A 17,927-nucleotide genomic window follows, 5' to 3' on the forward strand; every position below is an offset into this window, starting at 1 on the left:
TGCTTCGCCACCAAATTTCTTGGTCAACACTGTGGTGATCGCCGCTGTCAATGTTGTCTTACCGTGGTCAACGTGACCAATCGTACCAACGTTCACGTGTGGCTTGGTACGTTCAAATTTGCCTTTTGCCATGATGTTTTTCCTTTATTAGTACTAAATAAAGCCAATAATATTGTTTTCACAAATTATGCGACGCGGATGACAGCACCCTTGCGCGACTACTTACCAAGCCCCATATCACTACAGAGCGCATCTGGTGCCCATGGCGGGAATCGGACCCGCGACCTCTCCCTTACCAAGGGAGTGCTCTACCACTGAGCCACATGGGCGTTTTGCCTTTTGTTATTGTTGGAGCGGGCGACGAGGTTCGAACTCGCGACATCTTGCTTGGAAGGCAAGTGCTCTACCAACTGAGCTACACCCGCACTATGCAGAACACCCAAGGAAGGCTCTCACCAACCCGCTTTACAGCAACACCTACAGGCAATCATTTTTTGGTGGAGGGGGCTGGATTCGAACCAGCGTACTCAGAGAGAACGGATTTACAGTCCGTCGCCTTTAACCACTCGGCCACCCCTCCAAAAAATCGACCGCGATTATCGCGGTTTATGTCATCAACGTCAATGTCAACTGACATAAATTTGGTGCCGGGTATCGGAATCGAACTGATGACCTTCGCATTACAAGTGCGCTGCTCTACCAACTGAGCTAACCCGGCATTTCAGGAAGGCGCAACTATATCACTTTTTTTGGGATGTGATCTAGTGCTTTTATGAATTTTTTTATTTTTTGTTGAAAAAATTGCATCCAAAATGAAGCATCGGCTAAACACCGAGCACAGCAACCTTACTTCACTACTTTAAGGTGTGACTTTTTCGCTTGCGCATCCACCGCAGACGCTACCGGGGACACCATTTTTTCAGGCGCTGGCGGCACGCCATCCACAACTTCAAAAAACATACCTTGCCCATTCTCCCTGGCAAATACGCCTCCGATCCGGTTGATCGGGACATAAATATGTTGCGCAACGCCATTAAAGCGCGCAGAGAACACAACCGCATCATTATCAATATGCAAATCTTTGACAGCGGTGTAGTTCACATTTAGCACAATCTCGCCATTTTTGACATAAGCCATCGGTACACGCGTCTGCGCATCCACTTTGACCAGCAAATGCGGCGTCAGATTATTATCCAGACACCATTCATGTATGGCGCGAATCAAATAAGCCGTGGTCGGAATCAATGTACTCATGTTGGACTTCCTTAAAAAAACAGCGCGAATATGGATTCGCGCTGTTTATGCATGACTGATGTTATTTACGCATCGCCTTTTCAGAGGGTGTCATAGCCTCTGCATACATTGGGCGCGAGAACAAACGCTCGGCATACTTGAGCAATGGCGAAGCCTGGTTTGGCAACTCAATGCCATAATGCCCTAACCGCCATAACAATGGCGTGATCGCCACATCCAGCATGGAGTACTCGTCGCCCATCAGGTAGTTTTGCTTGCCAAAAATCGGCACCAACTGCGTCAGGTTATCGCGAATGACCTTGCGTGCACGATCCGCGGTTTCCTGATTATCAGATTCAACATCCTTGATATGACTGAACAAGTCTTTTTCAAAGTTATACAAGAACAGTCTTGCACGTGCGCGCATGACCGGGTCAGCGGGCATGAGTTGGGGATGCGGAAAACGCTCATCGATATACTCATTGATGATATTGGCTTCTGACAAGACCAGGTCACGCTCGACCAACACCGGCACTTCACCATACGGATTCAAAATGGCCAGATCTTCAGTTTTATTGGTCAAGTCCACATCAATGACTTCAAAGTCCATGCCCTTCTCGAACAGCACGATACGGCAACGGTGACTGTAAGGATCAACGGTACCCGAATACAATCTCATCATAATTTATTTTCCCTATAAAAAAAGACACCAAGGCCTCACGCCTTGGTGTCAGACTTGGTTGGCAATTAGCGAATATCTTTCCAGTATTCGGCTTTGATTTTTTTCACCAAGAAGAACAATCCTGACAGGAACAGCAACACTGCCACCCCAATCCACAAACGGGATTGTTTGGCTGGCTCTGCCATAAATGCGAGGAAGTTAGTCAGATCACCGACAAACTGGTCATACTCTTGCGGATTGAGCTTACCGGCTTTGTCCAGTTTAAGGGTGTGTGTTTCGTGATCGAGTACTTGCACGCCTTGCAACTCATATAACACGTGCGGCATGGCCACCTTGTCAAACACCAGGTTATTCCAGCCAGTGGGACGTGACTCATCCTTGTAGAAGCTGCGCAGATAGGCATACACCCAATCCGCACCACGCGCACGCACTTCAACGCTCAAATCAGGCGGTGCAGCACCAAACCATTTTTTTGCATCTTTAGGGTTCATGCTAATGCGCATGGTTTCGCCCACCTTCTCACCGGCAAACAACAGATTGTCTTTAATCTCTTTGTCGGTCAGGCCAATGTCCTGCAAGCGGTTGTAACGCATGTAGTTGGCGCTGTGGCAATTCAGGCAATAATTTACAAAGATCTTGGCACCACGCTGCAATGACGCTTTATCCGTCATCTTGATTGGCGCCTTGACATCAATATGCACCTCATTTGCAAACGCCATCACTGACGCCAAGAGGGCCAGACCTGCAAAGGCCTGCAAAAACAATTTTTTCATCATTAGTATGTCACCCTTTCTGGCACAGGCTTGGTTTGATCTTTTTTGGTATACCAAGGCATCAAGACAAAGAATGCAAAGTACACCACTGAACAAATACGAGCCAACACAGTCGCACGGTCTGCACGACCCATCCATGGTCCAAATTGACCCCAGACATCACCTGGCACGGTTCCCAGATAACCCAGGATCACGAAGCTGATCACAAAAGCGGCCAACCAGCGTTTGTACAACTTGCCACGGTAACGAATAGACTTCACCGGACTCTTGTCCAACCACGGCAAGAACGCAAAAGCCACGACTGACAAGCCCATGGCTACCACACCAGGGAATTGCGAGATACCGATAGGCGGCACTGCACGCAAAATGGAGTAGTAAGGCGTGAAATACCAGACTGGCGCAATATGCGGCGGTGTTTTCAAAGGATCTGCCGGAATAAAGTTATTCGCTTCGAGGAAGTAACCACCCATTTCAGGCATAAAGAACACAATCGCAAAGAACACCATCAGGAAGACAACTACACCCACCAGATCTTTCACAGAGTAGTAAGGGTGAAATGGAATGCCATCCAATGGAATACCGGTTGCCTTGTCTTTATAGGCCTTGATTTCAACGCCATCAGGGTTGTTAGAGCCCACTTCATGCAAGGCCACGATATGCACAGCAACCAACCCCAGCAGCACCAGCGGTAAGGCGATCACGTGGAAAGCAAAGAAACGGTTCAGGGTAGCATCGGAAACCAGATAGTCACCACGCAACCATTCTGACAAGTCAGGACCAATAAACGGCACAGTTGAGAACAGGTTCACAATCACCTGCGCACCCCAGTAAGACATTTGCCCCCATGGCAGCAGGTAGCCAAAGAACGCTTCGCCCATCAGCACCAGGAAAATGCCCACACCAAACAACCAGATCAACTCACGCGGCGTGCGATAAGATCCGTAAATCAGACCACGGAACATATGCAAATAGACCACCACAAAGAACATGGAGGCGCCGGTCGAGTGCATGTAACGGATGATGTTGCCGCCAAATACGTCCCGCATGATGTATTCCACCGAAGCAAAGGCCAACTCGGCATCTGGCTTGTAGTTCATGGTCAGAAAAATACCGGTGACAATTTGCAGCACCAGCACCAACAAAGCCAATGACCCGAAGAAATACCAGAAGTTGAAATTTTTCGGTGCGTAATACTCGGTAAGGTGTCCCTTGATGGTACTGGTCAGCGGGAATCTGGCATCAAACCAGCCCAATAAACCAGTGGCAGTTGTTTTTTTAGTCGTTGCCATGATAGTTAAGCCTCCGCCTTTTTGTCTTCGCCAATCAGCAAGGTCGTGTCAGTCAGATATTGATGCGGCGGTACCAGCAGATTTTTTGGTGCCGGAGAGCCTTTGAACACACGGCCAGCCAAGTCAAATTTAGAGCCGTGGCAAGGACAAACAAAACCACCATCCCAGTCTGCTGTCATTGCAAAGTTGTCGTTTGGTGAACAACCCAGATGCGTGCAGGTCCCCAACATGACCCCGAACTCTGGCTTGATAGAACGATCCTTGTTTTTACAATACTCAGGCTGTTGCGGCACCTCCAGATTCGGATCCGACAACTGGTCATCATGCTTGACCAACTTATCCAGCATTTCTGGCGTACGACGCACGATCCACACCGGTTGACCACGCCATTCAGCCGTCATTTTCTCGCCCGGCTTCAACTTGCTGATATCCACCTCGACAGGTGCGCCCGCCGCTTTGGCACGTTCACTTGGCAGCATGCTACCAACAAACGGCACCGCTACTGCAGCAACCCCAACAGCCCCGGTGGCGGCAGTCGCTTTCACCAAAAAATCGCGTTTTTGCAAATCCACCTCAGATGGCTGGCAAAACGACAAACAGTTGTTGTCAATTTTGTTTTCTGACATTGGCTTCCTTAATCTACCCTTTTGAGGTAACAGTGAGTATAAAACTTGAGTCGCGATTATACATTTTTCGCAGAAACAAGCCAAATTTATTTCAATAAGTCATTGATATTAATCAATTAAAAAGGGTTACCCAACTCAACATAAACATGCTCCAAGCCATGCGTTTGTGCAAGCCACTGCCCAAGCGCCTGGACGCCATAACGCTCAGTGGCATGATGCCCGGCACTGAGGTAAGCCGTGCCTGATTCGCAGACGGTATGCCAGGTTTGCTCGGAGACTTCACCACTGATAAACAGGTCCACGCCAGCAGTGACCGCCTGTTGAATATAAGATTGGGCAGCGCCAGTACACCAGGAGACAGTGTGCACTAACTTATCAGGGGCCCCAAGCACTTGTGGCTGCCGCCCCAATCGTTGGGCAACATGCTCTGCCACCTGCGCCAGCGACATCGGTTGCGGCAAGGTGGTCACAGGCAGCATATTCTTATCATCGAGATAGCGTGTCACCGGCCAGCCGAACACCTGTCCCAGTTGCACATTGTTTCCCACCTGCGGATGTGCATCCAGCGGCAGGTGATACGCCAGCAGGCTGATATCATGTGTGAGCAAGCGCTTGAGGCGCTGACGCTTGAGCCCAGTCACCTCTGCTGGCTCGCCACGCCAGAAATAGCCATGATGCACTAGAATCGCATCCGCATTGGCGGCGATGGCCGCCTCAATCAGCGCATGACTGGCAGTCACGCCACTGATAATGCGCCGCACTTGCGGCCGCCCCTCCACCTGCAAACCGTTGGGGCAATAGTCCTGGAATTTGCTTACTTGCAAAAAATTGGCCAATTCACTAACAAGAAGATTCAATTCCATCTCTGAGTCTCATATACTAGTCGTTGTTAAAGACATTCACTTATTGCACATTTCTCTTTTGGCATCTATGCGACATCTCTGGTCTATCTTCTCACAAGCAGTCACCGTTTGTCTGGGCATTTTGTTTGTCTTAAAACTTTTTTATCCCACCCTGCTCACGCAACCCGTGAACAAAACCCTGGTGATCAAGGAAACGGCCGCGACTAGCCAGGCCATGGTCGCGAAGTCCGGCTACCGCAATGCCGTGAGCAAGGCCATGCCCTCAGTGGTGAATATTTTCACCACTGCCCGCATGAGCCAGGATCCACACCGCGCATTGAAGAATGACCCATTGTTTCGTCATTTTTTCGGTGATGAAATAGAAGAAGAGGATGAGCAACCTGAAAACAGCCTCGGTAGCGGCGTGATTGTCAGTGCCGATGGCCTGATCCTGACCAATAACCATGTGATCAGCTCGGCCGATCAAATTGAAGTTGCGCTCAGCGATGGCAGCAAGTCCTCAGCCACAGTGGTCGGTACCGATCCCGAGACCGACCTGGCCGTGCTCAAAATAGACCGCAAACAACTCCCTGCCATCACATTCAGCAATAGTGACCAGATGAAGGTAGGGGATGTCGTCCTGGCAATTGGCAATCCGTTTGGCGTTGGACAAACCGTGACCCAAGGCATTATTAGCGCGCTTGGGCGCAACCATCTGGGCATCAATACATTTGAGAACTTTATTCAAACCGATGCCTCCATTAACCCTGGCAACTCCGGTGGCGCGCTCATCGACGTCAACGGCAACCTGATCGGCATCAATAGTGCCATTTATTCCCGCAATGGCGGCAGCATGGGGATAGGCTTTGCTATTCCGGTCAGCATCGCCAAACAGGTCATGGAACAAATTACCTTTAATGGGTCGGTGACGCGTGGCTGGATAGGCATAGAAGCGCAAGACATTACGCCAGAACTGGCGGAATCCTTTAACCTCAAGAACGTCAACGGCTCCTTGATTGCTGGTGTGTTGTTAGATAGTCCGGCTGATCGCGCCGGCTTGCGTCCTGGCGACATCCTGATTGCCATCGACAACAAACCTGTATCTGACAGCCAGGCAATGCTAAATATAATCGCCATGCTCAAGCCACGTGACAAGGCAACATTGGCGATCTTGCGCGCAGGCAAGAAAATGGAGATCAGCCTGATCGTAGGTAAGCGCCCACTACCAAGCAAAGTACCGCAATAACTAGAAAGTGGAATTAAGTCGGCGTAGCATTGTCCGCTGGCGATTGCGGCAACCAGCGCACCACCAGCAGGCCCAGCTCATAGAGCAACCACAACGGGATGGCCAGCATGCATTGTGAGACAATGTCAGGGGGCGTAAAAATGGCGCCCAACACAAAAGCGCCTACGATTACATAAGAGCGCGCCTCCTTGAGTTGCGCCAAAGTCACCCACCCCATCAATGATAACAATATCACGGCGATGGGCACTTCAAACGCAAAGCCAAACGCCAGAAACATGCCGATGACAAAGTCGAGATACTCAGCAATATCTGTCATCACCGCGACACCCGCCGGGGCGCTACCCACCAGAAAGCCAAACACAACCGGGAACACGGCAAAATAGGCAAAGGCCATGCCCATAAAGAATAACCCGATGGCCGCCGCAAGCAGGGGCCGAATCAATCGTTTTTCATGTGCGTATAACCCCGGTGCGATAAATGCCCAGCACTGATAAATCATCCATGGCAACGCGATCAAAAAGGCTGCCATCATGGTCACTTTCATCGGCACAAAGAAGGGCGTTGTGACTGCTGTCGCTATCATTTGCGCCCCTTGCGGCAACTTTGCCAGCAAGGGTGCCGCCAGCAAATGATAAATGCGGTCAGCAAACGGAAATAAAGCCACAAAAATGACCAGCCAGCCCGCAACCGCACGCAATAAACGGTTACGCAGCTCAATCAGGTGGGAAATAAAACTTTCAGTAGGCGTCATAATTTATAAAGCGCGATCAAACTACAAACGCTTAGAGGATGGGTTCATTCGGTGGCGTATCGTTTGCCGCCTTCGCTGCCTGCCGTGCGCGGCGCTGTCTCGGTTTTGCCGCAGGGGCTTCTGCAAATAACTCGGCTTGTGGCGCTGGCGCAGGTTCAGAAACCACCAATGCGCTAGGCACTGCTGCTTCAGCAGACTGTTCATCGTTCACCGGTGTTGACTTGCGTTGACGTGGTTTGCGTGGCGGTTTAACCGGCTCAACAACCTTCTCTGGCTGGACACTGGTTTCGGCGATCGAATTCTCAGGCAAAATATGCTGTGCCGCATCGTCATATACAGACTGCAAGCCCGACTTTACTTCGTCTTGCAGTTGTTGCAAGTCGGCAAATCTGGCTTCACGATTGACCTCGTCTTTTACCTGGCTGACAAAGCGTTGCATGCGGCCAAAAAAAGCGCCCGCAGTGCGGGCGACTTTAGGCAGTTTTTCCGGCCCGATCACCACCAAGGCAACCAGCGCAATCACCAGTAATTCTGAAAACGAAATATCAAACACAATCGGTCAGTACTTACTTACTTTTGTCAGAAATCTCATCAGGCTTAGAGCCTTCTTTGCCGTCATTCATTGCTTTTTTAAACTCATTGACCGCGCCACCTACATCACCGCCAATATTACGCAGCTTTTTGGTACCAAACACCAGCACCACGATCAGTAACACGATCAACCAATGCCATAAACTGAATGAACCCATTGCAATCTCCTTAACGCGTCAACTTTTAAGCGGCAGGCCCGCCACCAAAGACATGCAGATGGATATGGAACACTTCCTGGCCACCCTCATGCCCGACATTCATCACTGTTTTATAGCCAACCAACCCTTGCTCAGCAGCCAGCTTGGCACCCAGCAACATCATTTTGCCAAGGAGCGCCTGATGCTCAGCAGTACATTCTTTAAGCGTTTCAATATGTGCTTTGGGGACAATCAGAAAGTGTACCCGCGCCAGTGGGCGAATATCATGAAATGCGATGACCTCGTCATCTTCATACAGCAATTTCGCCGGAATAGTGCCAGCAACAATTTTACAAAAAATGCAGTCTGCACTCATTCTTTCCTGCTCGCTTTCTCAACGATGCCAGACAGCCCTTCACGCCGCGCAAGCTCATTGAGCACATCCTGCGCCTGCAAGCCGGCATGACTTAACATCACCAGGGTATGAAACCATAAATCGGCGGTTTCATAAATCAGCTCTTCCTTGTTGCCGCCTTTGGCCGCAATCACTGTTTCCGTCGCTTCTTCACCCACTTTTTTGAGGATGCTGTCCATGCCTTTGGCATAGAGTTTGGCGACATAGGAGCTGGCCGGATCGGCACTTTTACGCGCTTCCAGCAACTCAGACAAGCGGCTTAATACGTCATCACTCATGGTAAATCGCTTTCGGATCTTTGAGCACAGGCTCTACAGTCACCCAGGTATCGCCCTGTAATTGCTGAAAGAAACAGTTATGCCTACCTGTGTGACAGGCGATGCCACCCAATTGTTCGACCGTGATCAGCACGACATCATTATCGCAATCGAGACGAATGTCGTGCACGATTTGCGTGTGCCCAGACTCTTCACCTTTATGCCACAGCTTGTTGCGCGAGCGTGAATAGTAAACCGCATGACCAGAGTCCCTAGTCAACTGCAAGGCTTCGCGGTTCATCCAGGCAAACATGAGAATTTTACCGGTGTCTTTTTCCTGGGCGATGACCGGCACCAAGCCTTCTGCCGTCCAGCCCACTTGCTCCAGCCAGTTCATCGCACTTCTATCCCATGTTCACGCATATAGTCTTTCGCTTGCTGTACAGTGAATTCGCCATAGTGAAAAATACTGGCAGCCAGAACAGCGTCGGCGCCACCAACGGTGACACCCTCCACCAGATGTTGCAGATTCCCCACGCCGCCGGAAGCAATCAATGGCACATCCACTGCTTCGCTGATCGCTTTGTTGAGCGGGTTATTAAATCCGATTTTGGTTCCATCGCGGTCCATGCTGGTGACCAGCAACTCACCGGCCCCCAGACTCACCATCTTTTGCGCCCATTTGACGGCATCGAGACCAGTCGGATTACGCCCGCCATGGGTGAACACTTCCCACTCAAACGGCTGGTTGTCTACTTTTTTTGCATCAATCGCGACCACTATACACTGCGAACCAAAACGTCCAGCGGCATCCTCAACCACTTGCGGATTGACCACGGCAGTGGTGTTGATGCTTACTTTATCGGCCCCCGCATTCAGCAGCCGACGCACATCTTCAATCTTGCGCACGCCGCCACCGACGGTTAACGGGATAAAAATCTGCTCGGCCACACGCTCAATAATGTGCAGAATCAAGTCACGATTGTCTGAGCTGGCGGTAATATCCAGAAACGTCAGCTCGTCCGCGCCCTGGTCGTTGTAGCGCTGTGCGATTTCCACCGGATCGCCTGCATCGCGCAATTCCAGAAAATTCACGCCTTTGACGACACGACCATCAGTCACATCCAGGCAAGGAATAATGCGTTTGGCGCAGCCCATTTTTATTGACCACTCAGCTGGTCAGCTAATGCTTGTGCAGCAGAAAAGTCCAGTGTCCCTTCATAAATGGCGCGACCGGTAATGGCACCCATGATGCCTTCATCCTGCACGGCACACAAGTTGCGCACATCATCCAGATTGGTCACCCCGCCACTGGCGATCACCGGAATCGTTAACGCCTGTGCCAATGCCACAGTCGCTTCAATATTCACGCCGGTCAACATGCCATCCCGGCCGATATCCGTGTAAACAATACTTTCCACACCGTAATCTTCAAATTTCTTCGCCAGGTCAATCACATCATGCCCCGTCAACTTGGACCAGCCATCCACGGCTACTTTGCCGTCTTTGGCATCCAGGCCCACCATGATCTGGCCTGGGAAAGCATAGCAGGCCTCATGCAGAAAGCCCGGATTCTTCACAGCGGCGGTGCCAATAATGACATAGCTGATACCATCATCCAGATAGCGCTCTATCGTATCCAGATCACGGATGCCACCGCCCAATTGAATAGGGATATCCCCACCTATTGCAGCCACAATAGACTTGATCGCACCTTCATTGACAGGCTTGCCCGCAAAGGCCCCATTCAAGTCCACCAGGTGTAAACGCTTACCGCCTTTATCTGCCCAATGTCTGGCCATCGCTGCAGGATCTTCGGAAAATACGGTGGACTCTTCCATCAGTCCCTGCTTCAAACGCACGCAGTGGCCATCTTTTAAATCAATTGCTGGAATGATTAACATGTTGTTTTCAGTAGATAAATAACGAGTAGTGACTAAAACGACTGTAGCCCGCCTTAGGGCTTCCAGTTTACAAAATTACGTAAAAGTTGCAAGCCTGCACTGGCGCTCTTTTCCGGGTGAAACTGGACGGCAAATACATTGTCACGTGCAATCGCACCGGTAAAATCAAATGGATAGGCGGTGGTCGCAGCGGTCAATGCCGTCTCATCCGGGACCACATAGTAGCTATGCACGTAGTAAAAACGGGCCTGGTCAGGAATCTCCTGCCACAAGGCATGCGGCTGAGTCTGATGCACCTGGCTCCAGCCCATGTGCGGGACCTTGAGCTTTTCACCATGCACATCCACCATTTTTGCCTGAGGAAAGCGCTTGACCTCGCCGGCATACACACCTAGCCCAGGCACATTGCCTTCTTCAGAATGCTCAAACAACATTTGCAAACCAATACAAATGCCGAGGAAAGGCTTTTGCTGTGTTGCATCAAGCACTGCCTGGCGCAAACTCCGCGCATCCAATTCACGAATGCAATCCGGCATGGCGCCCTGCCCCGGAAACACTACCCGCTCCGCCTGGGCAATTTGCGCAGGATCACTGGTGACTGCAACCGTGGTATCAGGCGCTACCGCTTTGAAAGCATTGGCAACTGAACGGAGGTTTCCCATGCCATAATCAACAATGGCGACTTGCAAACGATTCATCATAAACAATCGGGCTATAACGCACCTTTGGTTGATGGCATCAAGCCGGCCATGCGAGGATCCTGGGTGGCCGCCATACGCAAGGCACGGCCAAACGCTTTAAAAATCGTTTCCGCCTGGTGATGAGCGTTTTGGCCTTTGAGATTATCAATGTGCAGCGTGACCAGTGCATGATTGACAAAGCCCTGGAAAAATTCGTGAATCAGATCTACATCAAACTCACCGATCATGGCACGCGTAAAGGTGCAATCAAACGCCAAGCCCGGACGACCGGACAAGTCCAGCGCCACACGGCTCAAGGCTTCATCCAGCGGGACATAGCTATGCCCGTAGCGCGTCAAGCCTTTTTTGTCGCCCAACGCCTTGCTGAATGCCTGACCCAAGGTAATCCCGATATCTTCAACCGTATGGTGGGCATCAATATGCAAATCGCCTTTGGCATGCACTTTCAGGTCTATCATGCCATGACGGGCGATTTGATCCAGCATGTGATCCAAAAAGCCCAGCCCACTGTCCAGTTCAGACTGCCCTGTACCATCGAGATTAATCGACACAGTAATTTGGGTTTCTAGCGTATTACGCGTAACTTCGGCTTGACGTGACATATGAGAGAGGAAGGTGATCACTGAGAGTTTGCAAGTATTACACGCATTTTACAGCAAGTCTTGGCAGACAGGCAAAACCAGTTGTGAAAAACAAAAAAGCAGCCCAATGGACTGCTTTTTTGAATCGTGCATTTATCAGAAATAAAAGCGGATTATTTTGCTTCTTCAGTCGCTGGCGCAGCTTCTGCAGCAGGTGCTTCAGCGGCTGGAGCAGCTTCTTCAGCAGCTGGTGCTTCGGCAGCAGGCGCCTCAGCAGCTGGGGCAGCCTCTTCAGCAGCTGGTGCTTCTGCAGCAGGCGCAGCTTCTTCAGATTTTTTACCCAACAAAGAGAATACCAATACTGCAGCAACTGCAGCAATGATCCATGGCAGCAACTTGTTACCACCTTTAGCAGCACCAGCACCTGCACCGTGTGCAATTTTGGTGATTTCTGTTGCAGCAGCAGCAGGATCAGCAGCACCGTAGATCGCTGCACCAGCAACGACGATATCAGCACCAGCGTCAACCACTTGTTTAGTCGTTGCAGCTTTTACACCACCAGCCACAGACACTTTAGCGCCTGTTTTCAGACCGGACACCAGGCCCAAGTCAGCGAATGGAGTTTGACCAGCCGCTTGTTGGTCCAAGCCAGTGTGCACGCCGATGATGTGTGCACCCAACTTAACAACTTCCAGCGTACGGGCTTTTTTGTCTTTTACGTTGATCAGGTCGATTTGCGCTTCTTTGCCATATTTGTTGGCAGCATCAATCACGCCTTTGATAGTACCGATGTCAGCAGTGCCCAAAACGGTACAAATGTCAGCACCTGCTTTGTAGAATGGCTCAGCTTCGTAGAAGCCAGCATCCATGGTTTTCAGGTCAACCAAAATTTTGTTGTTAGGGAATTTTGCACGCAGTGCTTTCAACAGTTCGATACCGTTGTGCTTGATGCAAGGGGTACCGATTTCCAAGATATCAACGTGTGGCGCCACTTTAGCTGCTAAAGCGATCGTCGCGTCAAAATCCAATGAGTCCAATGCCATCTGGGTTTGTGCCATTTTTCTTCCTCCGAGTTTGCTCTATTTTCAATCCAATGAATCTATGCGCAGCAATCATGCAAACGCAACCGTCACTGCACATTATGTACAATAGGGTGCATCATAACCGGATTTGCCACACAATGACAATATTCGCTGGATATTTTTATGTGCGATTACAATCAATTAACCGCGATTAGCCCGTAATTTAGTACAAATCCCGCGCTTTTGACGACATCAGGCTTGCACAAGCGCACGTATTGCCTGCATCAAGGCCTGATTTTGCGACTCGTTGCCGATGGTAATCCGTAAAAAATCAGAAATTCTGGCTGGTTTTTTGAAATGGCGGACGATCACGGCGCGTTCACGCAGCCCTGCGGCCAACTGCTCACCCGCATACGCCGGGTGACGGGTAAAAATAAAGTTTGCCCCGGAAGGCAACACTTCAAATCCCAACGCTTCTAGCGCACTGACCAGGTTGGTACGCGACGTGATGACCTGTTGACGCGTTTGCTGAAAGTAAGCTTCATCCTGCAATGCCGCAATAGCGCCCGCCTCGGCAAAACGATCAATCGGATATGAGTTAAAGCTGTCCTTGACCCGGATTAATGCCTCAATCAACGCGGCATTGCCCAACGCATAGCCCACGCGCAAGCCTGCTAACGAACGTGATTTCGAATAGGTATGCGTCACCAGCAGATTGGGGTAACGATGAATCAGTGCGACCGCGGATTCGGTGCCAAAGTCAACATAGGCCTCATCGACCACCACCACAGATTGCGTATTGTGGGCCAGCAAGCGCTCAATTTCGCTTAATGGCAGCGGAATGCCGGTTGGCGCGTTGGGGTTAGGGAAAATAATCCCGCCATTTGGGCGCAAATAATCGTCTATCGCCACTTCAAACTGCGCATTGAGCGCAACGGTTTCAAAGTGGATGCCGTACAAGCCGCAGTAGACCGGATAGAAACTGTAACTAATATCAGGAAACAACAAAGGCAAGTCGTGCTTGAGCAAGGCCTGAAACACGTGCGCCAACACCTCATCGGAACCGTTACCGACAAACACCTGATTGGCTTGCAGCCCATGATATTCAGCCAACGCCGCCTTGAGGCGACTGGAATCCGGATCGGGATACAGGCGCAAACTGTCTGCAGCTTCTGCCTGCAAGGCAGCAATCACCTTGGGGCTGGGACCATAAGGGTTTTCATTGGTATTAAGCTTGACCAGATTTTGCAACTTGGGCTGTTCGCCCGGCACATAAGGGGTCAACTCATGAACAATCTTGCTCCAATATTGACTCATGGCTGCCTCTTATTTCAAGCGATACTCAGCACTACGCGCGTGCGCCTGCAGGCCTTCGCCATACGCCAACGTCGCAGCAATCTTGCCCAGCGTTTGCGCCCCCGCAGACGACACCATAATCAGGCTGGAACGCTTCTGGAAATCATAGACCCCCAACGGCGAACTGAATCGGGCGGTACGTGAAGTCGGCAGCACATGGTTGGGGCCGGCGCAATAATCGCCCAGCGCCTCACAGGTGTCACGCCCCATGAAGATCGCCCCGGCATGCTTGATCTGCTTGCTAAAGGCCAAGGCATCATCCATGGATAACTCCAGGTGTTCTGGCGCGATGTAGTTACAAATCTCGGCGGCCTCAGCCAGGTCCTTTACTTGTATCAGTGCACCCCGGTTTTGCAGCGAGGTACGAATAATCTCCTGGCGCGGCATGTCGACCACCTGACGGGCAATACTGGCCTCCACCTGATCCAGAAATTCTGCGCTTGGCGACAGCAATATCGCCTGTGCCAACTCGTCATGTTCCGCCTGACTGAACAGATCCATGGCTGTCCAGTCTGGATTGCTCTTGCCATCGCTGATGACCAGAATCTCAGAAGGGCCTGCCACCATATCAATACCGACGACCCCGAACACCCGGCGCTTGGCCGCAGCCACATAGGCATTGCCTGGCCCGACAATCTTGTCTACCTGTGGCACGGTTTCAGTGCCATATGCCAGCGCCCCCACGGCTTGTGCACCGCCAATACAGAACACGCGATCCACGCCACAGACCGCTGCCGCAGCCAGTACCAATGAATTTTTCTCGCCATTCGGCGTAGGCACAACCATCACCAACTCTTGCACACCCGCCACCTTGGCAGGGATCGCATTCATCAGCACAGAAGAAGGATAAGCCGCCTTACCGCCAGGCACATACAAACCCACGCGATCCAGCGCCGTCACCTGTTGACCAAGCAAGGTGCCATCAGCCTCGGTATATTGCCAGGACTGCATGACTTGCTTTTCGTGATAGCTACGCACCCGGTCAGCTGCTGCCTGCAAAGCCTCGCGCTGTGCCACCGGCAGGCTGGTTAGTGCCGCTTGCAGTTCCGCTTGAGGAATTTCCAATGCAGCCAGACTGGAGGCATTGGTTTTATCAAAGCGGTTGGTATATTCAAGCACAGCTGCATCGCCGCGTGCCTTCACATCCTTGAGAATGTTGGCGACCACCAGGTCTATGCTGTCATCTTGCGCGGTCTCAAAAGCCAGCAATGCCTTCAATTCGGCATCAAAGCCCTGATCCTGTGTATTTAAGCGTTTAATCTTCATCATTTTCTAAACATTAATCTTTGCGGACAGCGCCCGCAAAGCTATCAATAATCGGCTGCAACAAAGGCCGATTCACTTTGTAAGAAGCCTGATTGACCACCAGCCGCGAACTGATAGCACCAATCTCTTCTACTGCTTTGAGCTTGTTGGCGCGTAAAGTTCCACCCGTGCTGACCAAATCCACAATCGCATCCGCCAAGCCGACCAACGGACCCAATTCCATCGAGCCATAGAGCTTGATCAAATCCACATGCATGCCTTTGGCGGCAAAATGCTCGCGTGCAGTTTTCACATACTTGGTCACCACCTTGAGGCGCGCGCCCTGACGGATGCTGGCTTCATAATCGAAGTCATCACGCACCGCCACCATCATTTTGCAGCGCGCAATATTCAAGTCCAGCGGTTGATACAGGCCTTCTCCACCATGCTCATCCAGGACATCCTTACCGGCAATACCAATATCTGCTGCACCATATTGCACATAGGTAGGCACATCGGTCGCACGGACAATCACCAACCGGACATCCTCACGGTTGGTCGGCAAAATCAGCTTGCGGGAAGACTCGGGGTCTTCTAATGCCTGAATCCCTGCTGCGGCCAACAAGGGCGTGGTTTCCTCAAAAATACGCCCCTTGCTGAGTGCGATAGTAATCATGATTAGTTCGATCTGCGCACTTTGGCGCCCAGTTGATTCAATTTTTCTTCGAGTTTTTCGTAGCCGCGATCCAGATGGTAAATCCGATCTATCACGGTTTCCCCCTCAGCGACCAGGCCAGCCAGAACCAAGCCGGCAGACGCACGCAAATCGGTGGCCATCACATTTGCGCCTTCCAGTACGGAGACACCTTTCACCAAGGCAGTATTGCCCTGCACATCAATATTGGCGCCCATGCGCTGCAACTCTTGCACATGCATAAAGCGGTTTTCAAAAATGGTTTCAATCACCGTAGATACGCCCTCTGCCACCGTATTCATGGCCATGAACTGCGCCTGCATATCGGTAGGAAACGCAGGATGCGGCGCCGTACGCACATTGACGGCTTTGAGTTTGCCATCACTTTTGACCGTAATACTGTTCGCGTCATGACTGATTTGGGCACCGGCTTCACGCAGTTTTTCGATCACCGCCTCGAGCAAATCAGGACGTGCGTTTTTCAAGGTCACTTCACCACCGGTCATGGCAGCGGCTACCATATAGGTGCCGGCTTCAATACGATCACACACAATATGATGCTGTGCGCCAAGCAAACGCTCCACCCCTTCGATGGTAATCGTGTCTGTGCCAGCGCCTTTAATGTTGGCACCCATTTTATTCAGGCACTCGGCCAGATCAACCACCTCAGGTTCTTTGGCAGCGTTTTCCAGCACCGTCGTGCCCTGCGCCAGCGCAGCGGCCATCATGAGATTTTCTGTGCCGGTGACAGTGACCAGATCCATATAATACTTAGCGCCTTGCAGGCGGCGGTTAGGCAAGTGCAAGGTGCTGGCCTGGATGTAACCGTGCGTGATATGCATGGCAGCACCCATGGCTTGCAGACCTTTGATATGCAAATCGACCGGACGCGAACCAATGGCGCATCCGCCAGGCAAAGACACGCGGGCAGTACCAAAACGCGCCAGCAATGGTCCTAACACCAGGATAGATGCACGCATGGTTTTCACCATGTCATAGGTGGCTTCAAACGAGGCCACATCGCTGGCATCCAGTATGACCTGATCCGCCTGTTTGCTGACCTTGACGCCCATGGTGTCCAGCAGCTTCAGCGTAGACGCCACGTCACGTAACTCAGGCACCCCCGTGAGCGTAAAAGGCGTTTCCGCCAGCAAGCCAGCGCACAAAATTGGCAACGCGGCATTCTTGGCGCCAGACACGACGACTTCGCCGTGCAGAGGCACGCCACCTTCAATAATCAGTTTATCCAAAATTACGCTTTCGCCAACAGTTCTTGCAATTCACCACTCTGGTACATACTGCGCATAATGTCGGCACCGCCGATAAACTCCCCGCCTACATACAGTTGCGGAATAGTCGGCCAGTTAGCAAATTGTTTGATGCCTTCACGCACCTCCATGTCTTGCAACACGTCTACCGCAACAAACTCGGCACCACAGGCGTTGAGGATTTGCGCAGCCACGCTTGAAAAACCGCATTGCGGAAACTTGGGGCTACCTTTCATATACAGCACCACCTTGTTGCTAGTCACTGTCTCTTTGATTTTTGCTTGTACATCCATGATTCACACTCCATCGTGTTA

General features: G+C 51.2%; 24 protein-coding genes and 4 tRNA genes. 1 reads left to right on the forward strand and 27 read right to left on the reverse strand.

Translation table 11 applies throughout. The features are described from left to right. The 11 genes from GOC95_RS12970 to GOC95_RS13020 all read right to left on the reverse strand — a co-directional run. Nucleotides 1-132, reverse strand: a 132-nt coding sequence (locus tag GOC95_RS12970; RefSeq protein WP_236061810.1) for a GTP-binding protein, incomplete at its 3' end; no start/stop codon positions are given. A gap of 122 nt (nucleotides 133-254) precedes the next feature. Beyond that, a tRNA-Thr gene (locus tag GOC95_RS12975) sits at nucleotides 255-329 on the reverse strand. Between the two features lie 20 nt (nucleotides 330-349). Further along, nucleotides 350-425: transfer RNA gene (locus tag GOC95_RS12980), tRNA-Gly, on the reverse strand. Nucleotides 426-495: 70 nt separating this feature from the next. Next, nucleotides 496-580 (reverse strand) — tRNA-Tyr (locus GOC95_RS12985). Between the two features lie 62 nt (nucleotides 581-642). Then, a tRNA-Thr gene (locus tag GOC95_RS12990) sits at nucleotides 643-718 on the reverse strand. A gap of 128 nt (nucleotides 719-846) precedes the next feature. Continuing rightward, nucleotides 847-1,254: a ClpXP protease specificity-enhancing factor gene (locus GOC95_RS12995; RefSeq protein WP_194748745.1), complete on the reverse strand. Its 408-nt coding sequence runs from the start codon at nucleotides 1,252-1,254 to the stop codon at nucleotides 847-849. A gap of 61 nt (nucleotides 1,255-1,315) precedes the next feature. Next, nucleotides 1,316-1,915: a glutathione S-transferase N-terminal domain-containing protein gene (locus tag GOC95_RS13000; RefSeq protein WP_194748746.1), complete on the reverse strand. Its 600-nt coding sequence runs from the start codon at nucleotides 1,913-1,915 to the stop codon at nucleotides 1,316-1,318. Between the two features lie 65 nt (nucleotides 1,916-1,980). Next, a complete protein-coding gene (locus GOC95_RS13005; protein WP_194748747.1) occupies nucleotides 1,981-2,691 on the reverse strand; it encodes a cytochrome c1 in 711 nt (236 codons plus the stop codon). After that, a complete protein-coding gene (locus GOC95_RS13010) occupies nucleotides 2,691-3,977 on the reverse strand; it encodes a cytochrome b N-terminal domain-containing protein (protein WP_275357632.1) in 1,287 nt (428 codons plus the stop codon). Before GOC95_RS13010 ends, GOC95_RS13005 begins: the two co-directional genes overlap by 1 nt. Before the next feature lie 5 nt (nucleotides 3,978-3,982). Further along, nucleotides 3,983-4,603 (reverse strand): ubiquinol-cytochrome c reductase iron-sulfur subunit, encoded by a 621-nt coding sequence (gene petA / locus GOC95_RS13015; RefSeq protein ID WP_275357634.1) that lies wholly within the window; start codon nucleotides 4,601-4,603, stop codon nucleotides 3,983-3,985. 116 nt (nucleotides 4,604-4,719) lie between these two features. Beyond that, entirely contained in the window at nucleotides 4,720-5,466 is a 747-nt protein-coding gene (locus GOC95_RS13020; RefSeq protein WP_275357636.1) for a Nif3-like dinuclear metal center hexameric protein, read from the reverse strand. Between the two features lie 67 nt (nucleotides 5,467-5,533). On the opposite strand from GOC95_RS13020, the gene GOC95_RS13025 reads away from it, so the two are divergent. Continuing rightward, complete coding sequence (locus GOC95_RS13025) at nucleotides 5,534-6,691, forward strand: Do family serine endopeptidase (protein ID WP_275357638.1); 1,158 nt, start codon at nucleotides 5,534-5,536, stop codon at nucleotides 6,689-6,691. A 13-nt stretch (nucleotides 6,692-6,704) separates the two neighbouring features. Here GOC95_RS13025 and tatC read toward each other — a convergent pair whose 3' ends face one another. From tatC to grxD, 16 genes are all read right to left on the reverse strand, one after another. Then, nucleotides 6,705-7,442, reverse strand: a complete 738-nt coding sequence (gene tatC, locus GOC95_RS13030; protein WP_275357640.1) for a twin-arginine translocase subunit TatC — start codon at nucleotides 7,440-7,442, stop codon at nucleotides 6,705-6,707. 31 nt (nucleotides 7,443-7,473) lie between these two features. Continuing rightward, a complete protein-coding gene (tatB, locus tag GOC95_RS13035) occupies nucleotides 7,474-7,995 on the reverse strand; it encodes a Sec-independent protein translocase protein TatB (RefSeq protein WP_275357641.1) in 522 nt (173 codons plus the stop codon). A gap of 13 nt (nucleotides 7,996-8,008) precedes the next feature. Continuing rightward, a complete protein-coding gene (tatA, locus tag GOC95_RS13040) occupies nucleotides 8,009-8,191 on the reverse strand; it encodes a Sec-independent protein translocase subunit TatA (protein WP_194748754.1) in 183 nt (60 codons plus the stop codon). A gap of 25 nt (nucleotides 8,192-8,216) precedes the next feature. Then, nucleotides 8,217-8,546, reverse strand: coding sequence for a histidine triad nucleotide-binding protein (locus GOC95_RS13045; protein ID WP_275357643.1), 330 nt, complete (start codon nucleotides 8,544-8,546; stop codon nucleotides 8,217-8,219). Next, nucleotides 8,543-8,863 carry a phosphoribosyl-ATP diphosphatase gene (locus GOC95_RS13050; RefSeq protein ID WP_194748756.1) on the reverse strand — a complete coding sequence of 107 codons (321 nt, stop codon included), beginning with the start codon at nucleotides 8,861-8,863 and terminating at the stop codon, nucleotides 8,543-8,545. Before GOC95_RS13050 ends, GOC95_RS13045 begins: the two co-directional genes overlap by 4 nt. Beyond that, nucleotides 8,856-9,239, reverse strand: coding sequence for a phosphoribosyl-AMP cyclohydrolase (gene hisI, locus GOC95_RS13055; protein ID WP_275357645.1), 384 nt, complete (start codon nucleotides 9,237-9,239; stop codon nucleotides 8,856-8,858). Before hisI ends, GOC95_RS13050 begins: the two co-directional genes overlap by 8 nt. Beyond that, nucleotides 9,236-10,000 carry an imidazole glycerol phosphate synthase subunit HisF gene (hisF, locus tag GOC95_RS13060; RefSeq protein ID WP_275357647.1) on the reverse strand — a complete coding sequence of 255 codons (765 nt, stop codon included), beginning with the start codon at nucleotides 9,998-10,000 and terminating at the stop codon, nucleotides 9,236-9,238. Before hisF ends, hisI begins: the two co-directional genes overlap by 4 nt. Before the next feature lie 2 nt (nucleotides 10,001-10,002). Next, nucleotides 10,003-10,746 carry a 1-(5-phosphoribosyl)-5-[(5-phosphoribosylamino)methylideneamino]imidazole-4-carboxamide isomerase gene (hisA, locus tag GOC95_RS13065; protein WP_194748759.1) on the reverse strand — a complete coding sequence of 248 codons (744 nt, stop codon included), beginning with the start codon at nucleotides 10,744-10,746 and terminating at the stop codon, nucleotides 10,003-10,005. A 53-nt stretch (nucleotides 10,747-10,799) separates the two neighbouring features. Continuing rightward, complete coding sequence (gene hisH, locus GOC95_RS13070; RefSeq protein ID WP_275357978.1) at nucleotides 10,800-11,444, reverse strand: imidazole glycerol phosphate synthase subunit HisH; 645 nt, start codon at nucleotides 11,442-11,444, stop codon at nucleotides 10,800-10,802. A 14-nt stretch (nucleotides 11,445-11,458) separates the two neighbouring features. Continuing rightward, on the reverse strand, nucleotides 11,459-12,049 hold the full coding sequence (gene hisB, locus GOC95_RS13075; protein ID WP_194748760.1) for an imidazoleglycerol-phosphate dehydratase HisB: 591 nt from the start codon (nucleotides 12,047-12,049) through the stop codon (nucleotides 11,459-11,461). A 152-nt stretch (nucleotides 12,050-12,201) separates the two neighbouring features. Beyond that, the gene (gene hxlA, locus GOC95_RS13080; protein WP_194748761.1) at nucleotides 12,202-13,086 is read right to left on the reverse strand and encodes a 3-hexulose-6-phosphate synthase; all 885 of its coding nucleotides are present in this window, start codon (nucleotides 13,084-13,086) and stop codon (nucleotides 12,202-12,204) included. A gap of 216 nt (nucleotides 13,087-13,302) precedes the next feature. Then, on the reverse strand, nucleotides 13,303-14,367 hold the full coding sequence (hisC, locus tag GOC95_RS13085) for a histidinol-phosphate transaminase (protein WP_275357651.1): 1,065 nt from the start codon (nucleotides 14,365-14,367) through the stop codon (nucleotides 13,303-13,305). A gap of 9 nt (nucleotides 14,368-14,376) precedes the next feature. After that, nucleotides 14,377-15,672, reverse strand: coding sequence for a histidinol dehydrogenase (gene hisD / locus GOC95_RS13090; protein ID WP_275357980.1), 1,296 nt, complete (start codon nucleotides 15,670-15,672; stop codon nucleotides 14,377-14,379). 13 nt (nucleotides 15,673-15,685) lie between these two features. Then, nucleotides 15,686-16,327 (reverse strand): ATP phosphoribosyltransferase, encoded by a 642-nt coding sequence (gene hisG / locus GOC95_RS13095; RefSeq protein WP_275357652.1) that lies wholly within the window; start codon nucleotides 16,325-16,327, stop codon nucleotides 15,686-15,688. Between the two features lie 2 nt (nucleotides 16,328-16,329). Beyond that, nucleotides 16,330-17,595: a UDP-N-acetylglucosamine 1-carboxyvinyltransferase gene (murA, locus tag GOC95_RS13100; RefSeq protein WP_275357654.1), complete on the reverse strand. Its 1,266-nt coding sequence runs from the start codon at nucleotides 17,593-17,595 to the stop codon at nucleotides 16,330-16,332. Between the two features lie 2 nt (nucleotides 17,596-17,597). Beyond that, a complete protein-coding gene (gene grxD / locus GOC95_RS13105; RefSeq protein WP_194748765.1) occupies nucleotides 17,598-17,906 on the reverse strand; it encodes a Grx4 family monothiol glutaredoxin in 309 nt (102 codons plus the stop codon). Between the last annotated feature and the right edge of the window lie 21 nt (nucleotides 17,907-17,927).

Origin of the sequence: Methylophilus sp. YYY-1 (genome assembly GCF_029132825.1) — a bacterium.
Taxonomy (GTDB): domain Bacteria; phylum Pseudomonadota; class Gammaproteobacteria; order Burkholderiales; family Methylophilaceae; genus Methylophilus; species Methylophilus glucosoxydans.